The organism is Streptomyces populi, assembly GCF_002911015.1.
Taxonomy (GTDB): domain Bacteria; phylum Actinomycetota; class Actinomycetes; order Streptomycetales; family Streptomycetaceae; genus Streptomyces; species Streptomyces populi.
This window is the reverse complement of the sequence record NZ_KZ626893.1, coordinates 1-23,852: the sequence shown is the minus strand read 5'-3', so window position 1 is coordinate 23,852 and position 23,852 is coordinate 1. Positions and strand designations below refer to the sequence as shown.

Sequence of the window (23,852 nt, the reverse complement as noted above, 5' to 3'; positions counted from 1 at the left end):
CGTTCCCCCTCAGCCCCGTCGCACGCGGGGCAGACAACCGAGGCGCACATGCTCAGCATCGCCGTCCACCTGGCGAACACACCTCCCCAGCTCCTGCCGGCCCGTGAGCAGATGGCCTTCACCCTGGCCATGCACATCCTGCTGGTGCCGTTCGGCGTCGCGCTGCCGTTCATCACGGTCCTGATGCACTACCGCGCGCTGCGCCGCGACGACCCCGTGGCCCTGCTCCTCGCCCGGCGGTGGTCCGCGGTGATGGCGGTGCAGTTCGCCATCGGCATCATCACCGGCACCGTGCTGTCCCTGGAATTCGGGCTGCTGTGGCCGGGGATGATGGGGCGCTGGGGCGACGTCTTCGGCCTCGGCTTCGGCGTGGAGGCGTGGGCGTTCTTCCTCGAGGCCATCCTGATCGCCGTGTACCTCTACGGGTGGCGCCGGCTCAAGCCGTGGACCCACTGGTGGCTGGCCGTGCCGCTGCCGTTCACGGCGGCGATGGGTGCGTTCGGCATCATCGCCGCGAACTCCTGGATGAACACCCCTCAGGGCTTCACCCTGGACGCGCAGGGCAACCCCGAGAACGTCGACGTGCGGCAGGCGATCTTCACGCCGATGTTCGGCCCCCAGTACTGGCATTTCATCGTCGCCATGTTTATGACCGCCGGCTACGTGGTCGCCGGCGTGTACGCGGTCGGCTGGCTGCGCGGACGGCACGACCGTTACCACAAGCTCGGTTTCACCGTGCCGTTCACCGTCGCCGCGATCCTCACCCCCGTCCAGTTCTTCCTCGGTGACAACGCCGCGCGCGCCGTCTTCCACAAGCAGCCGGTCAAGTTCGCCGCCATGGAGATCGTCTGGAAGACCGACAGGCACGTGCCCGAGTACATCTTCGGCCGGCTGCACGGGAACGGGACGATCTCCGGTGGGATCAAGATCCCGCAACTGGACTCCATCCTCGCCGGGTTCAAACCCAGCACCCAGGTGACCGGACTGACCGCCGTGCCCGCCTCGGACCGCCCGACGCCGACCGAGGCCACCATCGTGCACTGGGCCTTCGACATCATGGCCACGATCGGCAGCGTGCTGATCCTGCTCGCCCTCTGGTACGCCTGGATCTGGTGGCGGCACCGGGACCTGCCGCTGAACCGCTGGTTCTTCTCCTGCGCCGCGCTCGCGGGAGCCGCGTGCCTGATCACGGTGGAGTGCGGCTGGATCACCACCGAGGTCGGCCGCCAGCCGTGGATCGTCTACAACAACATGCGGGTGTCGGAGGCCGTCACCACCACCCACGCCGGCGGGATCTGGACGATGCTCGGCATCGTCGTCGTCCTCTACGTGACCGTGTTCTCGGCGTTCCTGGCCGTCGTGCTGAAGATGCGGACCCGCTGGCGCATCGCCGACGAAGGGGCGGCGGCGCGAGGGGCGCACGGTCCCGAGACCGACATCCCCTACGGGCCGAGACGAGAGCCCGTACCCGGTGAGGCCGGGGCGGCGACCGGCGGCGGGTCCGGCACGCCATCCGGCGGTGCCCGATGATGGCCGACGTCATCGCCTGGCTGCTGGTGATCGTGATCGCGGCCTACGCCTGCGCCGGCGGCACCGACTACGGCGCGGGCTTCTGGGACCTGACGGCCGGCGGCGCCGAGCGCGGCAAACGCCCCCGCTGGCTGATCGACCACGCCATGGCACCGGTCTGGGAGGTCAACAACGTCTGGCTGATCTTCGTCCTGATCATCATGTGGACCGGCTTCCCCGTGATGTTCCAGGCGGTCTTCGAGGCGCTGTGGCTGCCGCTCGCGCTCGCGGCCGTCGGGCAGGTGCTCCGGGGCGCCGGGTTCGCCCTGCGCAAACCGACCCGCAGGATCGCCCAACGGCGCGTCTACGGCGCGGTGTTCGCGATCTCGTCGCTCCTCACGCCGTTCTTCCTCGGATCGGTCCTGGGAGGTGTCGCCTCCGGGCGGGTCGCGGTGGGCACCGAGGCGTCCGCGGACGCCTGGGCCAACCCGACCTCGCTCATGGCCGGACTGCTGGCCGTCGCCGCCACCGCCTTCCTCGGCGCGGTGTTCCTGTGCTCCGACGCCCGGCGGTTCGGGGCGGACGACCTCGTCGGCTACTTCCGGCTGCGGGCCTGGACCGCCTTCGCGGCCCTCGTGGTCCTCGCCCTCGTCGCCCTGCCGGTCACCCGGGACGACGCGCGGTACGTCTGGGACGGCCTCACCAGCGGCCTCGGACTGCTGATGGCGCTCCTGGCCGGGGTCTGCGGCCTGGCCGCGGTGCTCCTCCTCGCGCGGCGGATGTACGGCTGGTCCCGCTGCTCGGCCGTGGCGACCGTCGCCCTGGCCGTGCTGGCCTGGGGCTTCGCCCAGCGGCCTTACCTCCTGCCGACCACGCTGACCGTGTCCGAGGCCGCCGGGGCCGCGCACAGCCTGCGCTGGCTGGGGATCGTGACGCTCATCGCGGTCGTGCTCGTCGGACCGGCCCTCGTGCTGGTCTACCGGCTCGACACCATGGGCCGGCTGGAACCGCTCACCGACACCGACACCTCGGCCGCGGGGCTGCCGGGGGACGACCAGTAATGCCGATCATCGATCCCGGACCCGGAGTGTGCTGATGGACCGCTACCCGCCGATCGCCGACCACGGCCTGGTGGGCGACCTCCAGACCGTCGCGCTCGTCTCCGCCCAGGGCGTGATGGACTGGTTCGCCGCGCCCCGGGTCGACTCGCCGAGCATCTTCGCCGCCCTGCTGGACCACGACCGCGGCGGTCACTTCCGCATCGCCCCCGACGCCGAGAACGTGACCCACCGCCAGTTGTACTACCCGGACACCGCCGTCCTGGTCACCCGGTTCATGTCCCCCGAGGGCGTCGGCGAACTGATCGACTGGATGCCGCCCGACACCTCCGCGACCCCCACCGACCGGCACACGGTGGTCCGCGCGATCCGCGTCGTCCGCGGCACCGTCACCTTCTCCCTCGCGTGCAACCCGCGCTTCGACTACGGCCGCGCGTCCCACGAACTCCGTCTCGACGACAGGTACGCCGCCTTCCGGGCCCCCGGCATCGCCCTGCACCTGCGCACCACCTTCCCGGTGGAGCGCGTCGGCGACGACGTGACCGGCACCGTCACGCTCGGCGCCGGCCAGACGGCCGGTGCCGTGCTCACCGTCTGCGCCGCGGACGGAGCCGCGCCGCCCCCGGTGAACGAGGAACAGATCACCGAGGACCTCTGGGACGCCGTCAACTTCTGGCAGGACTGGGTCCGCACCTCCAACTACCGAGGCCGCTGGCCCGACATGGTCCGCCGGTCCGCGATCACCCTCAAGCTGCTCACCTACGCCCCCACCGGCGCGCCGATCGCCGCCGCCACCATGGGACTGCCCGAGCAGGTGGGGGGCGAGCGCAACTGGGACTACCGCTTCACCTGGGTACGGGACGCCTCGCTCTCGGTGCGCGCGCTGATCGACCTCGGTTTCGTGGAGGAGGCCGGCGCGTACACCCGCTGGCTGAACGACCGTCTCCACGAGCGGCTCGAACTGCCCGGCGAGCGGCTGCAGATCATGTACCGGGTGGACGGCGACCCGGAGCTGACCGAGGAGATCCTGGAGCACTTCGAGGGGTACCGCGGCTCGTACCCCGTCCGCGCGGGCAACGCCGCCATGGACCAGTTGCAGCTCGACATCTACGGCGAGGCGCTGTACGCGCTCGCCGAGGGGCGCAACGTCGGCATCCAGCCCGGCTACCAGGGCTGGCAGGAGACGGCGCGGATGCTCGACTGGCTCAGCGACAACTGGGACCGGCCGGACGAGGGCATCTGGGAGACCCGCGGCGGCCGCAAGGACTTCACCTACAGCCGGGTGATGACCTGGGTCGCGTTCGACCGGGGCATCCACCTGGCCGAGCACTTCAGCCGCCCCGCCGACATCGCGCGCTGGCGCGACACCCGCGACGCGATCCTGGAACAGATCATGACCCGGGGCTGGAGCGAGAAGGAGAAGGCGCTCGTCCAGCACTACGACGGTGACGTCCTGGACGCCTCGCTGCTGCTGATCCCCCGGGTCGGCCTGCTCGGCCCGCGCGACCCGGCCTGGCTGTCCACCCTCGACGCGATGGACCGCAAGCTCGTCTCCGACAGCCTGGTCTACCGCTACGACCCCGCCGCGTCGCCCGACGGACTGCGCGGCTCCGAGGGCACCTTCAGCCTGTGCACCTTCCTCCACGTCGACGCGCTCGCCCGCGCCGGACGGCTGCGGCAGGCTCGCTACGCCTTCGAGAAGATGCTGACCTACGCCAACCACGTCGGCCTGTTCGCCGAGGAGATCGGCCCCTCCGGCGAGCAGCTCGGCAACTTCCCGCAGGCCTTCACCCACCTGTCCCTGATCATGGCGGCCACCACACTGGACGACGTGCTGGACGCGAAGAGGGGGTCCTGAGTGGCCGTCGGCCCGGTGACCGCGACGACGGGCGCCGCCGAGTTCCGCGAGCTGTACCGGCGGTTGCGCCGCGACCGTCCGGACGGCGCCCTCGCGGAACTCACCCCGCGACGCGTGGCGGCCGCGGCACGCGAGGTGCGGTCGGGACTGCGGGTCTCGCTGGCGGCACCGGTGGAGACCCGCCCCGGGCCGGACAACCCCGAGCCCGCCGTCCACCGGATGACCGGCGCGGTGGCGGGCCGTCTGCCCGCCGAGGGCCTGGACTTCGCCCGGGACCGCGTCGCCATGAACGTGCACGGCGACGCCGACAGCCATCTGGACGCGCTGTGCCACGTGGTCTACGACGGCACGCTCTACGGCGGCGTGGACGCGGACACCCTCACCACCGACGGGGCCCGCGCGCTCTCGGTGGACCTGGTCCGGGACGGCATCGTCGGCCGGGGCGTCCTGCTGGACATCCCGCGGCTGCGCGGGGTGCCCTGGCTGGAGCCGGGCGACCAGGTGGGCGCCGGGGAACTGGCCGAGGCCGAGGCCGTCCAGGGGGTCCGGGTCGGCCCGGGCGACCTGCTGTTCGTCCGGGTCGGACACCGTCTCCGCCGTGCCGAACACGGCCCCTGGGACGCGGCGGCGGCCCGCGCCGGACTCCATCCGGGCGCGATGGAGTTCCTCGCCGAACGACGCGTCGCGGTCCTCGGCAGCGACGGCAACAACGACACCGCGCCCTCCCGGACCGAGGGCGTGGCCTTCCCCGTCCACGTGCTCGCGGTCCACGCGATGGGCCTCCACCTGCTGGACTACCTGCAGTTCGAGGACCTCGTGCCGCACTGCGCGCGCGAGGGCCGCTGGTCCTTCCTGTGCGTGGTCGCGCCGCTCCGCCTGCCGCACGCCACCGGCTCCCCGGTCAACCCGATCGCCGTCCTCTGACGGACCTCGGCCCCGTTTCCCGAGTACCTCGCACCGGAACGGGGCGGGGCGGGCCTCGACGGCGGCCCCGATCGCCCCCTAGCCCGGCCCCAGCCCCAGCCCCAGCCCCAGCACCGTCCGGTCGCGACCGGCGCGGGGCGGAAGCCCGCCGCCGCGCCCTCTGCGCCCTGACGAGCCCGGGGATCCCGCGCAGCGCGGCGAGCAGCAGCGTCACCGCGTGCTCGGCCGTGCTCGTGTCGTGCACCCCGCGGGCGTTGCGGAGCGTGACGCCCGCGGGCACGTGCGGCAGCAGGCCCCCACCCCGCGCTCAGCGACCGCACCACCCGCAGGGCCAGCAGCCGGCCCGGCACCGCCGCGTCCGTGCGGGTGCACGGGACGACGAAGAACTCGACGGCCTCCAGCACGGCGTCGGGCGGGGCGGGACCACGGCCGTCCCGCCCGACGGCCCGCCGGCCCTCGGGCGGCCCGCCGAGTTCGGACAGCTCGTACGGCGGCATCGCCCGCGCCCCGGCGGAACCGCCGACCGCGACCGTCGTACGCGCCTCCGGGCCGGCCGACCGCGTCGCGTCGGTGTGCCCGGCGCCACGGTGGACGCCCCCGGCGGCACGGAGAAGACCGTGGAGGCGGCGCTGCGCGCACTCGCCCGGCCCTCCCGCGGTCCGGTCCCGCCGGGGGGCCGCCACCGTTCTTGAGATGCCGCCCGGCCCGGCCGGTTGTAGCTTGCTGAGGACGGGACTTGTCCTGCCGGGGCGGTGGTGTGGGGATGCCACCCCGCCTCCATGACCCCCGCGGGGTGAGCAGACGCCGCAGGCCGAGCAACGACTCCAGATCGGAAACCCTCCGTGGCAGGCGATCAGCACTACGACGTCATCATCATCGGCACCGGTGCGGGTGGCGGCACCCTCGCCCATCGGCTGGCACCCACGGGCAAGCGCGTCCTCATCCTCGAACGCGGTGACTACCTGCCCCGCGAGCGGGACAACTGGGACTCCACCGCGGTCTTCGTCAAGGGCAAGTACCGCGCCCCGGAATACTGGTACGACAAGGACGGCAACGCCTTCCCGCCCGAGGTCAACTACTACGTCGGCGGGAACACCAAGTTCTACGGCGCCGCCCTGTTCCGCCTGCGCCCCGAGGACTTCGGCGAGCTGCGCCACCACGGCGGGATCTCCCCCGCCTGGCCGATCGACTACACCGACCTGGAGCCGTACTACTCCCGGGCCGAACAGCTCTACCGGGTCCACGGCCGTCACGGCGAGGACCCGACCGGGGGCCCGGCGAGCGCCCAGTACCCCTTCCCGCCCGTCGAGCACGAGCCGCGCATCCAGCAGCTCAGCGACGACCTCGAGAAGCACGGACTGCACCCCTTCCACCTGCCGATCGGTGTCGACCTGACCCAGGACGACCGGGGCCGGGCGGTCCACGGCAGCGCCTGCATCCGCTGCGACCGGGTCGACGGTTTCCCCTGCCTGCTGGGCGCCAAGTCCGACGCGCAGGTGATCTGTGTCGACCCCGCCCTGGAGCACGACAACGTCACGATGATCACCCGTGCCGACGTGCGCCGGCTGGAGACCGACCCCACCGGCCGGACCGTCACCGGGGTGGTCGCCGAACTCGGCGACGGCACCACCGCCACCTTCGCCGCGGACATCGTGGTGGTCGCCTGCGGCGCCGTCAACTCCGCGGTCCTGCTGCTGAGATCAGCCGGCGACCGGCACCCCGACGGACTGGCCAACAGCTCCGGCATGGTCGGCCGCCACTACATGCGGCACAACAACCTCGCCCTGATGGCCGTGTCGAAGGAACCGAACCCCACCCGGTTCCAGAAGACGCTCGCCCTGCACGACTGGTACCTCGGCGCCGACGACTGGGACTACCCGCTCGGCGGCATCCAGATGCTCGGCAAGTCCGACGCCGACCAGATCCACGGCGAGGCCCCGCGCTGGGCCGGCGCCGTCTCGCCCGACATGCCCTTCGAGGTCATCGCCCACCACGCCGTCGACTTCTGGCTGTGCGGCGAGGACCTGCCGGACCCGGACAACCGGGTGACCCTGGACGCCGACGGCGACGTCCACCTGGTCCTGGACGAGAAGAACAACATCGCCGGCCTCAAACGGCTGCGCCACAAGCTCCAGGGGATGCTGGGCGAACTCGGGATGCACGAGCATCACCTGCTCTCGCACAGCATCTACCTGCACAAGGGCATGCCGATCGGGGCCACCGCCCACCAGGCGGGAACCGTCCGCTTCGGCACCGACCCGAGGACGTCCGTCCTCGACGTCGACTGCCGCGCCCACGACCTGGACAACCTCTACGTCGTGGACACGGGCTTCTTCCCCAGCATCGGCGCCGTGAACCCGTCGCTCACGGCCATCGCCAACGCGCTCCGGGTGGGCGACCACCTTGCGGGCCGGCTGAACTGACCGCCCGGACCCCACAGGAGAGTTCAGAGATGACGGCACGACAGATGGACGCGTTGGTGATCTTCGGTGCCACCGGTGACCTCGCCAAACTGGAGACCTTCCCCGCTCTCGTGGGACTGGTCGAACGCGGCGTCCTGGACGTCCCGGTCGTGGGCGTGGCCAAGGCGGGCTGGGACCTGGAGCAGTTCCGCGCCTACGCGAAGGCCTCCCTCACCCTCAACGGCATGGACCCCGGGTCTCCCGCCGCGACCAAGATGCTCGGCCTGCTGCGCTACGTGGACGGCGACCTCGGCGACGACGCCACCTACAGCGCCATGTCCGAGGCGATGGGCCCCGGCGGGCGTGCCCTGTACTACCTCGAGGTCCCCCCACCGCTGTTCGGCCGGATCGCCCAGGGCATCGCCGGCGCGGGCCGGGCCAAGGGCGCCCGCATCATGGTCGAGAAGCCCTTCGGCACCGACCTCGTGAGCGCCGGCGACCTCAACGCCACCATGCACCGGTACTTCTCCGAGAACGCCATCTACCGCGTCGACCACTGGCTCGGGCTCGACCCCGTCGAGAACGTCCTGTTCGCGCGGTTCGCCAACTCCGTGATCGAGCCGCTGCTCAACCGCACCCACGTCGAGAGCATCCAGATCACGATGGCCGAGGCCTTCGACGTCGCGGACCGCGGCCGTTTCTACGACCGCACCGGCGCGGTCCGCGACGTGATCCAGAACCACATGCTGCAGGTCCTCGCCACCGTCCTGGCCGACCCGCCCTCCGGGCACGGCCTGAGCGCCTGGCGGGACTCCAAGGCGGTCACCGTCGCCTCCCTGCGCCCCCTCACCCCCGACCACATCGTGCGCGGACAGTACGACGGCTACCGCGACGTGGACGGCGTGGACCCGAAGTCCACCGTGGAGACCTTCGCCGCGGTCCGGCTCGCCGCCGACTCCTGGCGCTGGGCCGACGTCCCGATCCTCATCCGCGCGGGGAAGTGCCTGCCGGTGACCGCCACCGAGGTCGCCATCCGCTTCCGCAGGGCCCCTCACGACGTGTTCGAGCTGCGGCCGGCACCCGCCACCAACATGCTCCGCTTCCGGATCTGGCCGGAGACCCAGGTGGCGCTCACCCTCGCCGGCAAACGGCCCGGCGGCGGCTGGGAGGCCAATCACGAGGAACTCGCCCTCACCGAGGTGCCCGGTTCCGACATGCGCCCCTACGACCGGCTGATCGGCGCCGCCCTGGACGGGGACCGCTGGCTGTTCGCCAGACAGGACACCGTCGAGGCGGCCTGGCGGATCGTCGACCCCGTCCTCGGCGACACCGTCCCCGTCCACCCGTACGCCCGCGGCACCTGGGGACCCGAGGAGGCCGACGTCCTCCTCCCCGGCGACGACACCTGGTACGACCCCACGGGCTGAGACGGCCCGGCCGCCCGACTCGCCCGGGCGGCCGCGACAGGGCCGGCCTCCCACCGTCCTGCGCACGACCGCGAGGGCTTCGGCAGGAGCGAGGACGCGATGGACCTGATCCACTTCCGGATGGTGATGCCGCCCTCGCTCACCCGGCGGACGATCGACCTGCTCTCCGCGGACGATCACGTCCTCAACCTCGTGGTCCTGCGGTCGGTGTCGAACGCGCCGGACGGCGACGCGCTGGAGTGCGACGTCATGAAGGGCGCCGCGAACGAGGTGCTGGCCGGCCTGCGCGGGCTGGGGATCGACCGGTCGGGGTCCATAGCCGTCGACGACGTCGAGATGATGTTCTCGCGGCACGCGGAGCGGATCGAGGCCGACCAGCCCAGCACCCTCGTCCACACCCCCCTGTGGGCCGCGGTCGAGGCCCACATCCGGGCGGAGGGCACCTACCTGCCCTCTTTTTACCTGTTCCTGGTCATCGCGGGGCTCATCGGGGCGGTCGGCATCATGTCGAACTCCCAGATCCTCATCGTGGCCGCCATGGTGGTCGGCCCCGAGTACAACGCGATCGTCAGCATCGCCCTGGGGATCGACCGCGGCAACCGCCGCCGGGTCCGGGAGGGCGCGCGCGCACTGACGGCCGGGTTCTCACTGGCCATCGTCGTGACGCTGGGCTTCTCGGCGCTGTCACGGGCCTTCCACTTCGAGTCCGACGCGTTTCAGCGGGGCCTGCGTCCCGTGTCCCAGCTCATCGACACGCCCAACTTCTTCTCCCTGGTCGTGGCCGCCCTCGCCGGCGTCGTCGGCATCGTCTCGCTCACCGAGGCACGCGCGAGCGCGCTCCTCGGCGTCTTCATCTCCGTGACCACGATCCCCGCCGCCTCGGACATCGCCGTCTCGATCGCCTTCGCCGACTGGTCCGAAGCCCGGGGATCACTGTTCCAACTTCTTCTGAACGTGGTCGTCCTCGTGATCGTCGGCGTTCTCACCCTCCGCCTGCAGCGGCGCTTCTGGCGGCGCGCGGAGCGCCGGGCCGGAACACAGGAAGGCTGACCCGGCGGGGCGTCTCCGTCCGGACCTCCCCGAACGACGCGCACGGTCAGCCCCGGCCGGGCGCACCGCCGGACGGTGCGGAAGCGTGCGGTGCGGGGCCGAGGAGCACGAGCGTGCCGTCGTCCGCCGGAGCGGCCTCCTGCGCCTCGGTGACCGGTTCGAGCCGCCCGTCGGCCCGTACGACGAAGAGCAGCTCGTGGTCCGGCGGGGGCGGGTCGGACGCCGGCCGCACGACGAAACGCGCTCCCCGCCCGTGGCGGTCCTCCAGCGCGCTCCGGACGAGACCGGGCCCGAAGAGGACACCGCCGCCGGTGTACGGGGCGACGATGCCCTCGCCGCCGGGCGCCGGGCCGACCCGGTACACCGGGCCGTCGATGCTGTCCTGCACGACCACCGAGGCGAGCGCGTTGAGGTCGTCGTCGTCCGTGAGCAGCAGCGCGGTCGTGACGCCCTCCAGACGCGCCTTGGGATCGGTGGCCGTGGCCAGGAGTTCCCCCGCGGCCAGCTCGATCCCCGCGTCCCTGATCCGGTCCCGCTCCCGCGGGAGACCGGCCCACATGAGCACGTCCAGGCCGGCCGCGCCGAGCGACCGCGCGAGGTCGATCACCCACGGGGCGCCCCCCACCAGCAGGGGCCGTGAGCGTGCCGACCGGCCGACCCCCAGCCGCACCACGACCGGCCTGGCGGTCAGCGCGTAGACCAGGACGGTTCCGACGATCACCAGGAACGTGATCGGCAGGATCTTGTCGGCGCCGGACAGGCCCTTGTCGACGAGCGCCGCGGAGAACGTCGCGGCGGTGGAGGCGGCGACGATGCCCCGGGGCGCCATCCACCCGATGAAGGCCCGCTCCCCGGGGCCGACGTCGGTCCCCGCCGCCGAGACGAGGGACACCACCGGCCGCACCACCAGGACGAGCGCCACGACGAGCACCAGCGAGGGGAGCAGCACCGAGGCGACGGCCTTCGGCGCGACCGAGGCCGAGATGGAGATGAACAGGAGACCGATGACGAGCTGGACGACGGTCTCGAAGAAGGGGCGGCGCGCCGGCATGTCGAATCCGGGCAGGTTCGCCACGGCGATGCCGGTGACGATCGCCGCGATGAGCCCGGTGTCGTCCAGGACCATGTCGCAGCCCGCGGACACCGCGACGACGGCAGCCAGCTGCGCGAGCGTCCCGAGCGTCCCGCCGAGCCGCAGCCTGCGCAGCGTCAGCCACAGCAGGCCGACACCGACCAGGCCGCCGATCAGTCCCACGGCCATGCTCCCGAAGAACGTGCCGAACCGGAAGCCCTGTCGGTCCTGGGACCGGACGATGACGTGGAAGACGACCGCGCCGAGAATGCCCCCGAGGGGGTCGACGAGGGTCCCTTCCCAGGTCAGGATCCTCCGCACCCGGTCGGCCGGTCTGGCATGGTCGAGCAGCGGGCCGACGACGGTCGGTCCGGAGACGACGAGGATGATCCCGATCATGGCCGCCACGGGGAACGGGACGTCGAACAGGGCCGCGACCAGTCCCAGACAGGCTCCCGCGGTGACGGGGATCCCCAGCACGATCAGCCGCGTCACCACGCTCCGGGTCTCGCCCTTCAGCTGCTGCGGATCGAGACCCAGCCCCGCGTCGTAGAGGATCACGGCCACGGCGAGCGACACCAGGGCCGTGAAGTCGGGCACCAGACGGTCGGGACGGACGACGTCGGTGAGCGCCCCGGCGGTGAATCCGACGGGCAGCAGCACGATCAGCGAAGGGACGTGCAGCCTGCTCGCCAGGATCTGCGAGCCCACCGCGAGCGCGACGGTCAGACCGACGCCCAGCAGGATCTGATCCTCGGTCACGGCCTCCCCGCCCCCTCCGGACGCGAAGGAGGCTCCGGTCCGTTCCGGTCCCGCGCGCTCATCGTGTCCCCGTCCTCCCGGCTCCCGGCGCCGCAAGTGACCCGGACGCCCGCCGCCGGCCTCCCGGGGGCCGCGTCCGGAAGCCCGGACGCCAGGCAATCACCACGCGCGGGAGGCGGCACCTCGGAGGGACAAGCCTTGCGCCACCTGGTCGACGACATCGCTCCGCCCGGGGGAGCGGCGCGCGACGACGACCTCACCGGTCCGTCCGACCGGTCCCGTCCGGCTCCGTCCTCAGCAGAACCGTCCACCCCGTGAACGACGACCTGATCGAGGCCGCGCCGGCCGTACGGGGACGGAAGCCTTGTCGCCACGCGGTCGGACATTTACCGCCCGCCGCGGAACCGCGCAGGCCGTGTTCGATGTCGTGCTGTGTCGTGGACACAATCAAGCCGAGTTCCGGCTCCTGCCTCCCCTGGGCGGGTTCCGCGTCGTTCGGAGCCGCCGTGGGCTTCGTCGTCTGGTCGCTGACCGTCTGGGCGCGCGCGTACTGCGACGCGGGTTTCGACGCCGGCGGACGCTTCGAACTCAACCTCCTGCTCCTTCCGGTGGTGGGGGCCGAGGCATGCGTCGGGCTCGTGGCGCACGCCGCCGGCCGACGCCTGGCCCTTCGCGCACCGACGGCGGTCCGCGCCTTGCTGCCGGCACTGCTGGTGGTCGGTACGACGGTGTGGGCAGCATGGTGGTTCTTCGCGACCCGGGGGACGCTGGACGGCTACCCCGGCGACTCCGGCCTCTGCCCCGCGAGCAACGTCCCACCGCAGTGGCCCGACTGGATTCCCGCCTGAGCGGCCACGACCGACCTCAGGAAGAGGTGACCTGGGACCGTCAGGTCCTCCTGGTACGGCACGTAGTGGTCCCGCCCCGATGCCCCCATCGGTCCTCGTCTCCCTTCCGTTCCTCCGGGACGGCGGAAACCGGCGGTCGGAACCGACGACCAAGCCCTCGGCTCGGCGAGCGCCACGGCCTCCGGAACTCCGTCGACCCGGACGAAGACGCCGAAGGGCTGAACGAAGACGCCGATGGCTGACGCTCGATCATGTCTCCCGCGACGGAGACCCCCCGCGAGCAGATCTGCGAGCACCGTCACTCGGACCTCCTCCGGTGACCGCCCCGGCCCGTCGGGCGGCGCACCGGCCGGTCGTGCTCGTCCACAGGCAGGCGGAGGGACGCTGCCGGACGGGTTCGGTGGCCGGGGCCGCGGTACGGAGCAGCTGTACATCGACCGGACGGGAAGCCCGTCCCGCCGGCTCCGTCATCGACCGCGAGCAGCCGCGCCTTCCGGTCCGTCTGCGGCGCGCCGGGCCGTCACCAGGTAGCCCGCGAAGCCGACGTCCGGCAGGGCCGTCGCCCACCCGTCCGCCTCCTCGACCGGAACCAGCACGGTCGTGCCCGGAACGGGGTGGTTCACCTTGTCCGTGGCGCCCGGGGGCACCCCGTAACGGCAGTGCACCTCGGCGATCGACACGACTTCCACGGAAGTGGGTGCGTGTCCCCCCTCCTGGCCGTGATGCTCCTCGCGGAAGTCGATCCGATCCGCACGCTCGCCGCCGACGACGTCGGCGTAATCCTCCGGATCGACCTCCAGCAGCGTCCAGGAGACGACATCCCCTGGCGCGAAGCTCGGTCCGCAGCACTTGATCTGCCAGTCATCGACCCAAATCGTCACCGTCATGCCGCCATTGTCCGCCGGGTGACCTGAGCTCATCGGAAGCCTTGCGCCTGGTGTGTGACACCCGCTTCAGGAGTCCGAGCCCAGCTCGACGCCACCCGGCGGAGTCGCCGCCGACGTCAGATGGAGACGGCAGAAGTGACTGACGTACCGTCCCCGAGGAGGAGTTGGAGCAGGGCGGCGTCGTGGTGACGCAGCCAGTAGGACCCAGTGCCGAGATCCACAGCCACGGTGAACCCCGTTCGGGCCTGGGCGGCATTCTGCTGCCGGCGCTCCCGCATTGCGGCCACCGGGCCCTGAAGGCTGATCGGCTGGTCGGTACCGCTCTTCCCGCGCTTGCGCCAGGCCAGCGAGATCTCGCCGTTCGAGGACTGCCGCAGGAGCACGTGGCCGAGGGTCTGACTGCCGTCGCGCAGGCCGTACGAGAGCATGCTGAGACGCGTTCCTCGCCGAAGCCGCGCAGCGTCGGCCTCGACAGTGCGGGAGGCCCCCAGCCCGAGGCGGGCGGTCAACTCCGCGGCCCAGCCACGGTACAAGGCGCAGGTCGCCTGCGCCCCCTGCGGAGCCGGGAGGAAGGAAGCCGGGAGCAGCGCCCGGATCAGCGGCTCAAGAACAAAAAAGAAGATCACCAAGCCCAGCAGACCGAGCGGCATCCCGCCCAACGCCTGGCCGGAGAAGAACAGGCCGAGGCCTATGGCGATCGTGGTCAAGAGGTGTATCTGAAGACGGACGTTCACGGTTCTCCCCAGCGCGCTTCCTGTTCCAGGAAGATGAACCGGCAGGCTACCTGAGGACAGGACGGTGGCTGCTCCCCGGCGTCCCGCATCTCCAGCGGGCCCTCCCCGGCCGGATCCACCCCCGGCAGCAGTTCCGGACACCCGCGAGACCTGGGTACCTCGGCGGTGACTCTCATCCGATCAGGCACGCGACCGACACGGCATGTCTGCCGAAGGGAGACCTGCTGGGCTACCGACTTTGCCGACGCTTGGCTGATCAAAGCTGACAGTAAGGTCGTCCCGGGAACGAACCGATCGACAGGGGGGGCCATGTCGGGGCAACTGTTCACGTTGATAGGCGTGCTCGTCGGTGCTGCGGCGTCCTACCTGGGCGGAGCCCTCATGGAGAGGTCGCGCTGGCGTCGCCAGCTCTCGACGCGGTGGGACGAACGTCGTCTGGAGTCCTACCTCCGGTACGCGGACGCGATCAAGAGGTTCACCTCCTTGGCGGGGCGCCTGGCTGCGGGCAAAGGGCTGTTCGATCTTCCCCAGCCGCTCGGACAGGAAGCCGGCTTGACGATGCTGGCTGACGCCGAACTGGAGCGGGGCTACGCGTTCGAGGCCGTCCTCCTCATGGGGGACGCCGAAACCATCTCGGCGGCCAGGGCGCTGCAACGCCACGCCTGGGTGCTGGAGCAGTTCGCTCGTGACCAGCGTTCGGGAACACCGGAGGACTGGACGCGGGCTTTCAGGCAGTTCCAGGAGAAGCGTGACCTGTTCTACCTCACCGCCCGAAAGAGCCTGGGCGTAACCGCAGAGTTTCGATTGCGGTCCGAGGACCCCGCCGTCCTGGGGGCAGACCCGCGGCAGTTGTAGCAGCCGGCGGAGCCGCAAGGGGCAAGTGCTGATCCGTCTTCTTGCCCCGGGGCTTGCCAGAGCTCTTGGCGACCTGTGTTTCCGCTGCTCAGAGACGGCGGGATCGTACGCCTGGTGGCCGTCGTCGGTCGTCATCGGCCGCTGTCGAGCAACCTCGGACGGCCCAGAGACGGCCCGGCTTCGGCCCGCGCGATCAACGGCCAGGACCTTCGAGACACCCCGTCCGAATCTCAGCCGACGACAGTCGGCCACGACGGAGGGTGCGTCGACCGACCACGCACGCGTGTGCCTCGCTGCACCCCCATTGGCCTCAACCACGTTGTCGGTACCGTCGACCAGAGCAAGCCATGGTGGCCGGCCCGTGACGGCAGGGCCCGAACTCTCAGCTTGGGAAGCTGCGAGCATGCGAGGCCGGTACGGGTGCTGAACCGGGTGAACGCTCGATCCGTGCTCCTTCCGGGCTCGGCCGCTCTCGCCGTGGTTCCCCGCTGTTGCCCGCTCGTTCTGGTGCGGTAGTGGTGCGGAGCTCCGGCGACCATGAGGTGATGAGGCGGGTACTTGCCATTCATCGAGGAGGATCTTCACCTGACAGTTGTGGTCCGCGTGCCAGATCACCTCACCGGTCACGGTGGTGCCCAAGGCGGGCAGCTTCATGTCGTGGGGCGTGGCGGTGATTTCGGCAAGACCAACTGCATTTGGCACACCGTCGAGGAGCAGGAAGACGCCGAACGGCTGTCGGCCGATGACCCGTCCGCTGACGTGAGATCCAAGAGGGAGTGCGGAAACTGTTGCGGGCCGGCTCCGGTTTATGGCATCTCCGGCCGGGACCAGGGAGCGGTCCGGCCAACTGAACTCGGGCATTGACCCATCATGGTCAGAGCGACACGCGTTGGCGACAGGAGGTGGGACACCTCACCCCTCGGCCGCCCAACACGCTTTCCAAGTCTGTTGATGCCGCAGAGGGCTGTGTACGACGCTGTTCACCTACGTTCGCGCGGAGGCAGCGGCACAGCCGGTATTGGCTCCGGTCCGCTCTGAACCCTCGCGAACGGCTCTGAACGAGACGGAAACCGAGACGGGGCTCCGATGGAACGAGTAGAGGCCGAGCTGTTCACCGATGGCGGTAACGATGCCGTGGTGCGCCTTCCGGGACGGAACTTCCCTGGAGTCCTGATCCAGGGGGACACCCTCAGCACCCTCCAGGCGGATGTGGCCGAGCTTGTCGAGCTGTGCGCAGCCGGCGACCTGGAGGAGGCCCGATACGTGGCGAGCCTCCTCCATGCCGATCTGGGCACGAAGCTCGTGCGCTACACCGAAGCGCTCGAAGCCCACGGGATCTCCCGACCCTTCTGATCCGTAGCTCCATGCGGATCGGTCGGTGGCGGCCGTACCGGTAGCGCTGAGGTCCTTTAACACCGTGTCCTACATGGTCAGTTGGTCGTTGGCCGGGTCATGGGGAGTGGGCGGTGGGGATGGATCGTGCCGGAGGGGCTCTGGGAGATCGCCAGGCCTTTGCTGCCGCCGGCGCGGGTGCGTCCGCAGGGCGGCGGGGTGGCCAACATCGATGACCAGGCGGTATTCGCGGCCATTATCTACGTCCTGGTCAGCGGCTGTGCCTGGCGCGCTCTGCCTCCGTGTTTCGGGGCGTCGAAGTCGACGGTGCACCGCCGGTTCTTGATCTGGTCGCGTGCGGGTGTCTGGGGACGGCTGCATCAGAAGGTGCTCGAACTACTCGCCGGCCAAGGCCTGGTCGATCTGTCCCGGGCGGTGCTCGACTCCGCTCACGTCCGCGCCAAAAAGGGGGCGAACTTGCAGGCCCGTCGCCCGTGGACCGAGGCAAGCCGGGTTCCAAGATGCATGTCCTGCCGGACGCGAACGGATTGCCTCTACGTGTTGGTCTCTCTGCGGCGAACACTCACGACAGCCTCGGGCTGAAGCCGATGGTCGCCCATTTCCACATAGGACACGAATCCCACAGCGACCATTCCAAGCCCCAGCGACTGCACGCCGACAAAGCGTACGACGTTCCTGACCTGCGGCGATGGCTGCACAGCCAGCAGATCGGCGTCCGCATCGCCCGCAAGGGAATCGACTCCAGCCAACGGTTGGGCCGCCGCCGGTGGATCATCGAGCGCACGATCTCCTGGCTGACCGGCTACCGCCGCCTGTCACCCCGCTACGAGCGACATCCCCGCAACTACCTGGCCTTCCTCGGCCTCGCCGCAGCCTTCTGCTGCTACAAACGCCTCGGCAAACTGACCATGTAGGACACGGTGTAACGAGTTGGTGCGTGATAGCGGGTGAGGCGTGCTGGTCCGTGGAGGACCGCTGTTCAGGCTTGAGCGGTGCGGTCGGAGACGAGGCCGGCGATGGCGCGGTAGGTGTCGGGGAGGCGGTCGCGGCGATGGGTCCAGCGCATCAGTTGCTTCCAGCGTTTGTGGTCGGCGAGGGCGTGTTCGACGGTGATGCGGTCGGAGGAGTGGCTGTGGCGGTCGCGTTCCCACTGTTCGACTCTGCCGGGCAAGGCTCCCGGGCGGGGTTTTCTCGGCGGTGTGATTGCTTGCCCGCGGTGGTCGCGGCTCAGGCACAGGTAGCCGTCGTCCAGGAGGACCTCGACATCGGGGAAGTGCCGGAAGCAGACGGCGATGCCTTCGTTGCGGGCGGCCGTGGCGTCGTGCATACGTCCAGGGCGCAGGGCATCGGTCCACAACGTGCGGCCCCGCCAGTCGGCGATCACGGTGGCTTTCATCGTGTTCTGCTTCTTCTTGCCCGAGACGAACGCACGGCGTCCGCCGCGGTTGGCCGGGGGTCGGCGGACCTGGATCTCGGTGGCATCCAGCCGCAGCTCGACGCCCTCGGCCCGTGCGTAGGCGAACACGTCCGTCAGCGTCCGTAGCCGCAGGCCGGGACGGTCGGGGACCGCGCACCCCCGCTCGGCCAGGAGCGTGCGTATCTCTGCGATCGCCCGGGTGATGGTGGACCGGTCGACGCCGAACAACACTCCGAGCACCGAGTGCGGCAGGTCGTGCCGCAGATGGATCAGCGTGGCCGTCAGCCGGTCGACGAACACCAGCTGATGACGGGCGCCGGCACCTTCGGCCCGCTTCCGGACTCCTCCCCGTGCGGCATGGCGTCGGCCCTCGAGTCCGGCCTGCCACGGTGCGGCCAACTCCTCGACCAGACAAGCAAGATGATGCTGGGAGATCCCCGTGAACAGCCGATGCGTCAGCACTGTCCGATTAACCATGATCGCCACAGCGGGATCATGCCACCTGCCTGGCACAACGCCTCACCCGCTATCACGCACCAACTCGTAAGTGCGTTGTCGACCGGGGACGGTTGCTGTATCTCACTGCTGTACAGCGCCTGTCGCCGGGGTGGTCAGCCCTTCGACCTAAGCTGCGCCTATGTGGAAAGAAGCCGCTGCCGAAGCCTTGCCCGAGGCTTGCCGGCGCAGCTGACTGCTCTGCTGATGGAGACCAAAGGAATGGTCGGCGAGTACGGAACTGACGTCGTGTGGCCCCTCGATCGGATCGTGGAGCAGAACTTCCTGTTCTGGTCCCCCGACACGTTCCCGGGCTTGTACATGTCCTTCGATCCGTGCTGTTCTTCGGCGACAACGGCGGGGGTGACCAGTTCGCCTTCGTGCTGACGCATGAGCGTCCGGACATCTTCGTCTGGGACCACGAGAATGACAGTCGGCTGTGGGCTGCGCGCGAGCTGGAGGACTACCTGCACCGTTCCCTCGCGGGCGATGGCGACTGGTACTGGTAGCCACCTTCCACGTCCCTGGTTCGGAAGATCGCGTATGCGGATCCGGACTGAACCGGCGAGATGCTGACGTGCGGGTTCTCGCGCTGTTCGCCGACGCTCCCCGTGGCTCCCCGTCGGGTGGGCACGCTACGGGCACGACGGTCCACTGCCGTTCCGCTGTGATCGATGCCTCACGCTACTCCGTGACGCACATCATGCGGTGGGTCGGCACGACGGGCTCACCCGGGAGCGGATCGATTCCACGGACCCGTACAGCGACGATGTCCGTGACGACGGGGGATCGGACCGGGAGCTTCGTCAAACGCCACCGGAAGGGCTCTGGGACGTCCTTGGCGGGCAGTTCCACCGTGGCGAGGCTGACCCAGCGATCGTAGTTCGTGGGGCATGTTCGAACCAATGCTCCGCAAGTGGGGCAAGTGGGTGGCTCGATCCATGACATGTCGTCGGGGTCCGGCTCGGGTCGCGGGGCGGCCGCGGCCCCGTCGGCTTCGGCCATCTCGTTGGCGATGGTGTTCCAGCAGACATCGCAGAGCTTGGCCATGAGGTCGATGCGCCCTCGCTCGCACACGGCGGCGCTTATGGCGCCACAGCGATCACATGCGAACTGGGATTGATCGGATACCCCCCCATGCGTTCAAGTGTGGTTGATTGCGGTCGGATCCGAGTAGGTCGCGATTTGGCCTTGTTCGATGGCTGCGCCTTCGCGCGCGGCGAGCCTCAACGGCCGACTGGCCGGCACCCCTCTTCATCGGTATCGCCCGATGTGGCATGCGCTGCCAGGGAGCGCGAGCTGGAAAGGTCAAGGCTTGAGTTTGCCTGTGCGGATCTTCTCGACGCAGGCCGGGCAGTACGCCTTCGATGAAGGCTTGACGCGCTGGCAACCTTTGCACGTCGCCTTCTTCGCGGCACCCGGATTGTTTGCGGAGGCAGGGGCGAGGTTCGCAATCTGCTGGCGCCATGCCGGGAAGTGGGCCTCGTCGATCTCTTTAATGGCTTCCGCGTCGGAGTCCGGGGTAGCGAACCTGGCACCGCGGATCTTCCGGACGGGGGAGGCGATCCGGTTATTGCGGGAATGCGCACGCTTGCCTGCCACTTGAGTCCTTCCACCCGTGTGGTTGTGGCTGCAACATATGCGACCAGGTTCCGGTATGGGAGTGGGTCTGATGCAGGTTCTGGCGCGACCGCTTCGTCCCGAACTATCGGCTGGGTGGTCATTACGGTTGAGTGGGCGGGCCAACTGGCCACTGAGGGGCGCTGGCGGTCAGTTGCGGTTGCGGTGGTTGCTGTACTCCGCTGCTGTACAGCAGGGAGAGAAGGAGCGCGGCGTGAAGAGCTTTCGGGCGGGTATGTCCTAGGCGTCGCAACATCTGGACAGGGCCGACCGGGGGAGAGGCTTCGAGATGGCGCTGGTTGACCAAGTCCCCACACTGCTTGGAGTGGTGGTGGGTGCTGCCACCTCCTACCTGGTCACTGTGACCACTGAACGCTCTCGCTGGCGTCGCCAGCAAGCGGTCAGGTGGGATGAACGCCGTCTGTCGGCGTATGCGGACTACGCCAGGGCCGTGAAGGAGGTTTGCATGATCAGTCTCCGACTTGGTGCCGGTCGCGGTCTCACCGACTACCCATCGCCATTGGAACCTACGTCAGCGGTTCTCGGTGAGGCGGCGGCTGCCGAAGACCGGCGCGGTCACCTATTGGAGGACCTTCGGCTCTTGACCGACACGGACACGATCACGGCTGCACGTGTCCTCAACCACGCCCTGTGGCAGTTGTCCTGGATGGCACACGGCAAGGTCCCGGCCACACGAGAAAGCTGGGCTCAGGCGTGGCGCGAATATCGTGATGCGCGAGATGAATACCATCGCTGCGCACGAAAAAGCTTGGGGATCGCCGGGAGTGCCGTTGCCCGTGATCAGACCTGGCCGCCACGGTGGATGGCCGCTGGCCGACAGGAGTGAGCAGCCATCAGCTTGGGAAGCTGAGGGTATTCAGGGTTGCTTCGTGGCTGACCTGCGGGTGAGCAGCGTCGAGGCGTGGTGGGCGGTCGACTGGGTCCCCGGTGTTCCCCGTGTGATCTGGCACGGATTTGGCACGCCTGTCGTCGGTGGTTGCGCTTCAGCAGTCGTAGCGGTGGGCGTAGGGGAGTTCCGGGCACTGGCGACAGAGGAACATGTAGATGCCGCCGAGGTCTCCCATGGTCATGTCCAGGTCTTCCTCCGGCGTGACGCTGAGCAGATGTTCCATACGGTGGCCGCTGTCGCAAGTTGGCCAGTCGGGGGGCTGGTTCCAGGCGGGGTAGCCGCCGACCTTGTTCTGCAACGCACACGCCAACTGGGTGTACTCCATGTCGAAGCGCTCTTCCGGCTCCTCGATGCGGGGCTGCAAGGTCTGACGAAGTTTCCGTGGCAGGTCCCAGTTCGGGTACTCCACCACCGAGGTGGGGGACACCGTGCACGGATTGGGCATGAACTCTTCTTCGTACTCGCCTTCCTGGGGGGCTGGTATCTCCTGGAGCCGGCCGGTGGTGAGCACGTCTGCCTCGTTGCGCCAGTACAGCCTCGGAAGAGCGGCGCACGCTCGGTCGTGGGGATGGATCAATGGGCACCAGACCAGCTGGAGTACGTCCAGACCTTCAGGGAACGGCAGCTCGGGTACGTCACGCGCGAAGAGCTGGACCACCGGGACCATGGGAACTGTCCCGGCCGGCGTCTTCTCGTTGGGCCAGGCCCAGTGCCCTGATTGCCCGCAGGAGGGCCAGGGTTCATCGGCGGGCCAGAGCATGGGGCCGCCCAGAGAGCTCTCCCGGACCTCGGGAGATCCACTCTTCGGCAACAGCAGCGTCGTCCGTCGGCCGAGAACCGCGAGCTCGGGTATCAGGTCATCCAGGCCGTACGGCGGACCAGCAAAGCTCTGCGTCACGAGCAGGGCCTCCTTGAATCAACATGCATGTTTGTGGGCAAGTTACCTGCCGGCGCTCACGCGGGCCGTCATGCGGATACCTGTCCCGAAGCTTCTTCTTGCCCTGGGTCTTGCCGGGGATCTCGGCGACCTGCTGCTTCCCAGCTCAGGGACGGTGGGCCCGTGCGCCTGGTCGTTATCGTTGGTCGTCATTGGCCGCTGTTGAGCAACGTCGGACGGCCCAGGGACGGCCCAGCCCTGACGCACCCGGCTGACGGCGCCACCTTCGACACACCCCGTTCGAACCCCAGCCGACGACAGTCAGCCACGACGGCGGGCGCGCCGACCAACCGCGCACGCGTATGCCTCGCTCCGCCCCCACAGACCTCAGCCACGCCATCGGCGCCTCGACCAGAGCAAGCCGCGACGGCCGGCCCGTGACGACAGAGCCCTCGACGTGTTGCGGCCAAAGGGCTCGCATACCTTCAGGTCATGGACTTCAACATCACCGCGAGGGAGGAAGCCGTCGTGTTCCACATGGCGAGCCTCGTCCAGGATGGCCTCTCCCCCATGGATGACGACTTGGCGAAGGAGCTGGGTGAAGAGATTCGCCCAGTGCTGCAATCGCTCCTGGACAAGGGTTGGCTAGTGGTTGACGACGATCGCGAGCTGGCCTTGTCCACGATCGCACGGCATGTCGTGTCCAGCCGCAGGGACGCCGAGGGGCCGTCGGCCTAGCAAGAGAGCTTGCCGTCGCCCTGGTTCGTTCGCCACAGCGCGGACTACTCGTAGATGGACGCGGCCTGCAGAGCTCGTGCGAAGAAGGTCCAGTCGCCACTGACCGGCAGCTCGCGGCTGGCATTGCCGTACCAGCCATCGGCGTCATCGACCCATGCAGCCAAAGCCTCCAAGAAGCTCGGGAGGTCCGCGTTCTCCCATGAGCCTCCGTCCTCGGCGTGGCTGCGCTGCAACGAGCGAACGAAGGCTGCCAGGGCCTCTCTGCTGTCGACGTGCTCAGGAGAAACAGTCACCCGGGGGACCCTACTTGGCCCATCGCCCGCGCGGCTTGGTGGGCACCGCCTTCGACATCGGTCTCCGAACAGCGGCCCAGGCCGGGCCCAACTCAGCTCTACCGTAGGCAGAATGAGACCATGGATGCTGGACTCACCGCATTGCTCGGCGCCGCCGTAGGATCACTCGCCACGCTCGGCTCCGCGATGGTCACCGGGCGGGGGCGGCGCGCTCGCAGTTCGGCCAATGGCGCAGGCAGCACCGCCGGGATGCCTACGCGAACTACTTGGGCGCGGTGTACGACCGTGATGTCGCCTTGGACGCCGTGCGCGACGCGCTACAAGCGGACCGGCCCGACATGCGGGAGGTCGACGAGAAGATGGAGCGCTTCGCCGCTCAAGTCCGCGGTGTTCACCGGGCCGCAGAATTCGTCATTCTCGAAGGCCCGATGTCCGTGGTGGAGGCGCTCTACCATGTGGTCCACGCGTCCGACGATCTCGCCCAGGTCGTGAGGGGCATGGTGCGTGACGCCCACGCGGGTGACACCTCCCGCAAGGCCGCGGACATCGCGCTCACCGTTCAGCGAGAGCACCTCTTGTACCAGGCCGTGAAGCGCCTCCGCGCGGTGGCGGCCGCGTCCTCGGCGACAGTCGGATACGCGCCTACCAGTGAGCGTTTTCAGCGTTGCTTCTCCAGGGTGAGGACGGCTTTGGTGATGACGCTCATGCGGTTGGGGCTGATGCGGGATCTGCGGAAGATCTGCCAGGACTTCAGCCGTGCCAT

Annotated in this window: 21 protein-coding genes and 1 pseudogene; 13 read left to right on the top strand and 9 right to left on the bottom strand. The window is 69.5% G+C overall.

Annotation, left to right across the window (positions count from 1 at the left end; translation table 11 throughout):
- Positions 1–48: 48 nt before the first annotated feature.
- From CW362_RS25220 to CW362_RS25185, 7 genes are all read left to right on the top strand, one after another.
- Positions 49–1,530 (top strand): cytochrome ubiquinol oxidase subunit I, encoded by a 1,482-nt coding sequence (locus tag CW362_RS25220; RefSeq protein ID WP_103551813.1) that lies wholly within the window; start codon positions 49–51, stop codon positions 1,528–1,530.
- Positions 1,527–2,570, top strand: coding sequence for a cytochrome d ubiquinol oxidase subunit II (locus CW362_RS25215; protein WP_103551812.1), 1,044 nt, complete (start codon positions 1,527–1,529; stop codon positions 2,568–2,570). Before CW362_RS25220 ends, CW362_RS25215 begins: the two co-directional genes overlap by 4 nt.
- Positions 2,571–2,604: 34 nt before the next feature.
- The gene (locus tag CW362_RS25210) at positions 2,605–4,425 is read left to right on the top strand and encodes a glycoside hydrolase family 15 protein (protein ID WP_103551811.1); all 1,821 of its coding nucleotides are present in this window, start codon (positions 2,605–2,607) and stop codon (positions 4,423–4,425) included.
- Positions 4,426–5,349: a cyclase family protein gene (locus CW362_RS25205; protein ID WP_376452252.1), complete on the top strand. Its 924-nt coding sequence runs from the start codon at positions 4,426–4,428 to the stop codon at positions 5,347–5,349.
- Positions 5,350–6,191: 842 nt separating this feature from the next.
- Entirely contained in the window at positions 6,192–7,772 is a 1,581-nt protein-coding gene (locus CW362_RS25195; RefSeq protein ID WP_103551809.1) for a GMC oxidoreductase, read from the top strand.
- A gap of 29 nt (positions 7,773–7,801) precedes the next feature.
- Positions 7,802–9,178, top strand: a complete 1,377-nt coding sequence (gene zwf / locus CW362_RS25190) for a glucose-6-phosphate dehydrogenase (RefSeq protein WP_103551808.1) — start codon at positions 7,802–7,804, stop codon at positions 9,176–9,178.
- Between the two features lie 99 nt (positions 9,179–9,277).
- The gene (locus CW362_RS25185) at positions 9,278–10,228 is read left to right on the top strand and encodes a DUF389 domain-containing protein (protein WP_103551807.1); all 951 of its coding nucleotides are present in this window, start codon (positions 9,278–9,280) and stop codon (positions 10,226–10,228) included.
- Positions 10,229–10,274: 46 nt separating this feature from the next.
- On the opposite strand, the gene CW362_RS25180 is transcribed toward CW362_RS25185, so the two are convergent.
- Entirely contained in the window at positions 10,275–12,062 is a 1,788-nt protein-coding gene (locus CW362_RS25180) for a cation:proton antiporter (protein ID WP_103551806.1), read from the bottom strand.
- Between the two features lie 437 nt (positions 12,063–12,499).
- Between CW362_RS25180 and CW362_RS44775 the strand changes: the two genes are divergently transcribed.
- Positions 12,500–12,910, top strand: a complete 411-nt coding sequence (locus CW362_RS44775) for a hypothetical protein (protein ID WP_240658030.1) — start codon at positions 12,500–12,502, stop codon at positions 12,908–12,910.
- A 467-nt stretch (positions 12,911–13,377) separates the two neighbouring features.
- Here CW362_RS44775 and CW362_RS25170 read toward each other — a convergent pair whose 3' ends face one another.
- On the bottom strand, positions 13,378–13,797 hold the full coding sequence (locus CW362_RS25170; RefSeq protein WP_103551805.1) for a DUF6578 domain-containing protein: 420 nt from the start codon (positions 13,795–13,797) through the stop codon (positions 13,378–13,380).
- 116 nt (positions 13,798–13,913) lie between these two features.
- Positions 13,914–14,504, bottom strand: a complete 591-nt coding sequence (locus tag CW362_RS25165; RefSeq protein ID WP_162684220.1) for a hypothetical protein — start codon at positions 14,502–14,504, stop codon at positions 13,914–13,916.
- Between the two features lie 336 nt (positions 14,505–14,840).
- Here CW362_RS25165 and CW362_RS43465 point away from each other — a divergent pair, with 336 nt between their 5' ends.
- The 3 genes from CW362_RS43465 (at position 14,841) to CW362_RS25150 (ending at position 17,653) form a co-directional block, all read left to right on the top strand.
- Positions 14,841–15,386, top strand: a complete 546-nt coding sequence (locus tag CW362_RS43465) for a hypothetical protein (RefSeq protein WP_162684219.1) — start codon at positions 14,841–14,843, stop codon at positions 15,384–15,386.
- A 1,086-nt stretch (positions 15,387–16,472) separates the two neighbouring features.
- Positions 16,473–16,739, top strand: coding sequence for a DUF6959 family protein (locus CW362_RS25155; protein WP_103551803.1), 267 nt, complete (start codon positions 16,473–16,475; stop codon positions 16,737–16,739).
- Between the two features lie 99 nt (positions 16,740–16,838).
- Positions 16,839–17,653 (top strand): IS5 family transposase gene (locus CW362_RS25150; protein WP_162684222.1). Its coding sequence is split into 2 segments (ribosomal slippage): positions 16,839–17,181 and positions 17,181–17,653, totalling 816 coding nucleotides; the frame shifts between segments, so codons are not numbered across the junction.
- 65 nt (positions 17,654–17,718) lie between these two features.
- Here CW362_RS25150 and CW362_RS25145 read toward each other — a convergent pair.
- Positions 17,719–18,633, bottom strand: a complete 915-nt coding sequence (locus tag CW362_RS25145; protein ID WP_206301056.1) for a transposase family protein — start codon at positions 18,631–18,633, stop codon at positions 17,719–17,721.
- Between the two features lie 353 nt (positions 18,634–18,986).
- Here CW362_RS25145 and CW362_RS25140 point away from each other — a divergent pair, with 353 nt between their 5' ends.
- Positions 18,987–19,160, top strand: a complete 174-nt coding sequence (locus CW362_RS25140; protein ID WP_206301054.1) for an SMI1/KNR4 family protein — start codon at positions 18,987–18,989, stop codon at positions 19,158–19,160.
- A 175-nt stretch (positions 19,161–19,335) separates the two neighbouring features.
- Here CW362_RS25140 and CW362_RS44770 read toward each other — a convergent pair whose 3' ends face one another.
- The 3 genes from CW362_RS44770 to CW362_RS25120 all read right to left on the bottom strand — a co-directional run bounded on the left by CW362_RS44770 (position 19,336) and on the right by CW362_RS25120 (position 22,079).
- On the bottom strand, positions 19,336–19,599 hold the full coding sequence (locus CW362_RS44770) for a DUF6083 domain-containing protein (protein WP_103551846.1): 264 nt from the start codon (positions 19,597–19,599) through the stop codon (positions 19,336–19,338).
- Between the two features lie 360 nt (positions 19,600–19,959).
- Positions 19,960–20,253, bottom strand: a complete 294-nt coding sequence (locus CW362_RS43455) for a hypothetical protein (RefSeq protein WP_162684217.1) — start codon at positions 20,251–20,253, stop codon at positions 19,960–19,962.
- 1,022 nt (positions 20,254–21,275) lie between these two features.
- Positions 21,276–22,079 (bottom strand): DUF1963 domain-containing protein, encoded by an 804-nt coding sequence (locus CW362_RS25120; RefSeq protein ID WP_103551799.1) that lies wholly within the window; start codon positions 22,077–22,079, stop codon positions 21,276–21,278.
- A gap of 471 nt (positions 22,080–22,550) precedes the next feature.
- On the opposite strand from CW362_RS25120, the gene CW362_RS25115 reads away from it, so the two are divergent.
- Complete coding sequence (locus tag CW362_RS25115) at positions 22,551–22,796, top strand: hypothetical protein (RefSeq protein ID WP_103551798.1); 246 nt, start codon at positions 22,551–22,553, stop codon at positions 22,794–22,796.
- Positions 22,797–22,840: 44 nt separating this feature from the next.
- On the opposite strand, the gene CW362_RS25110 is transcribed toward CW362_RS25115, so the two are convergent.
- Positions 22,841–23,089, bottom strand: a complete 249-nt coding sequence (locus CW362_RS25110; protein WP_103551797.1) for a DUF7660 family protein — start codon at positions 23,087–23,089, stop codon at positions 22,841–22,843.
- 658 nt (positions 23,090–23,747) lie between these two features.
- Positions 23,748–23,852: pseudogene (locus CW362_RS25100) on the bottom strand (IS5/IS1182 family transposase); the annotation flags it as partial.

Bases quoted from the DNA above. Each gene is read 5' to 3' on its own strand.
- CW362_RS25215 (WP_103551812.1), top strand. From the start codon at position 1,527: ATGATGGCCGACGTCATCGCCTGGCTGCTGGTGATCGTGATCGCGGCC.
- CW362_RS25155 (WP_103551803.1), top strand. From the start codon at position 16,473: ATGGAACGAGTAGAGGCCGAGCTGTTCACCGATGGCGGTAACGATGCC.
- zwf (WP_103551808.1), top strand. From the start codon at position 7,802: ATGACGGCACGACAGATGGACGCGTTGGTGATCTTCGGTGCCACCGGT.
- CW362_RS25115 (WP_103551798.1), top strand. From the start codon at position 22,551: ATGGACTTCAACATCACCGCGAGGGAGGAAGCCGTCGTGTTCCACATG.
- CW362_RS44770 (WP_103551846.1), bottom strand. From the start codon at position 19,599: ATGTCATGGATCGAGCCACCCACTTGCCCCACTTGCGGAGCATTGGTT.
- CW362_RS25145 (WP_206301056.1), bottom strand. From the start codon at position 18,633: ATGGTTAATCGGACAGTGCTGACGCATCGGCTGTTCACGGGGATCTCC.
- CW362_RS43465 (WP_162684219.1), top strand. From the start codon at position 14,841: ATGTCGGGGCAACTGTTCACGTTGATAGGCGTGCTCGTCGGTGCTGCG.
- CW362_RS25210 (WP_103551811.1), top strand. From the start codon at position 2,605: ATGGACCGCTACCCGCCGATCGCCGACCACGGCCTGGTGGGCGACCTC.
- CW362_RS25220 (WP_103551813.1), top strand. From the start codon at position 49: ATGCTCAGCATCGCCGTCCACCTGGCGAACACACCTCCCCAGCTCCTG.
- CW362_RS25185 (WP_103551807.1), top strand. From the start codon at position 9,278: ATGGACCTGATCCACTTCCGGATGGTGATGCCGCCCTCGCTCACCCGG.
- CW362_RS25170 (WP_103551805.1), bottom strand. From the start codon at position 13,797: ATGACGGTGACGATTTGGGTCGATGACTGGCAGATCAAGTGCTGCGGA.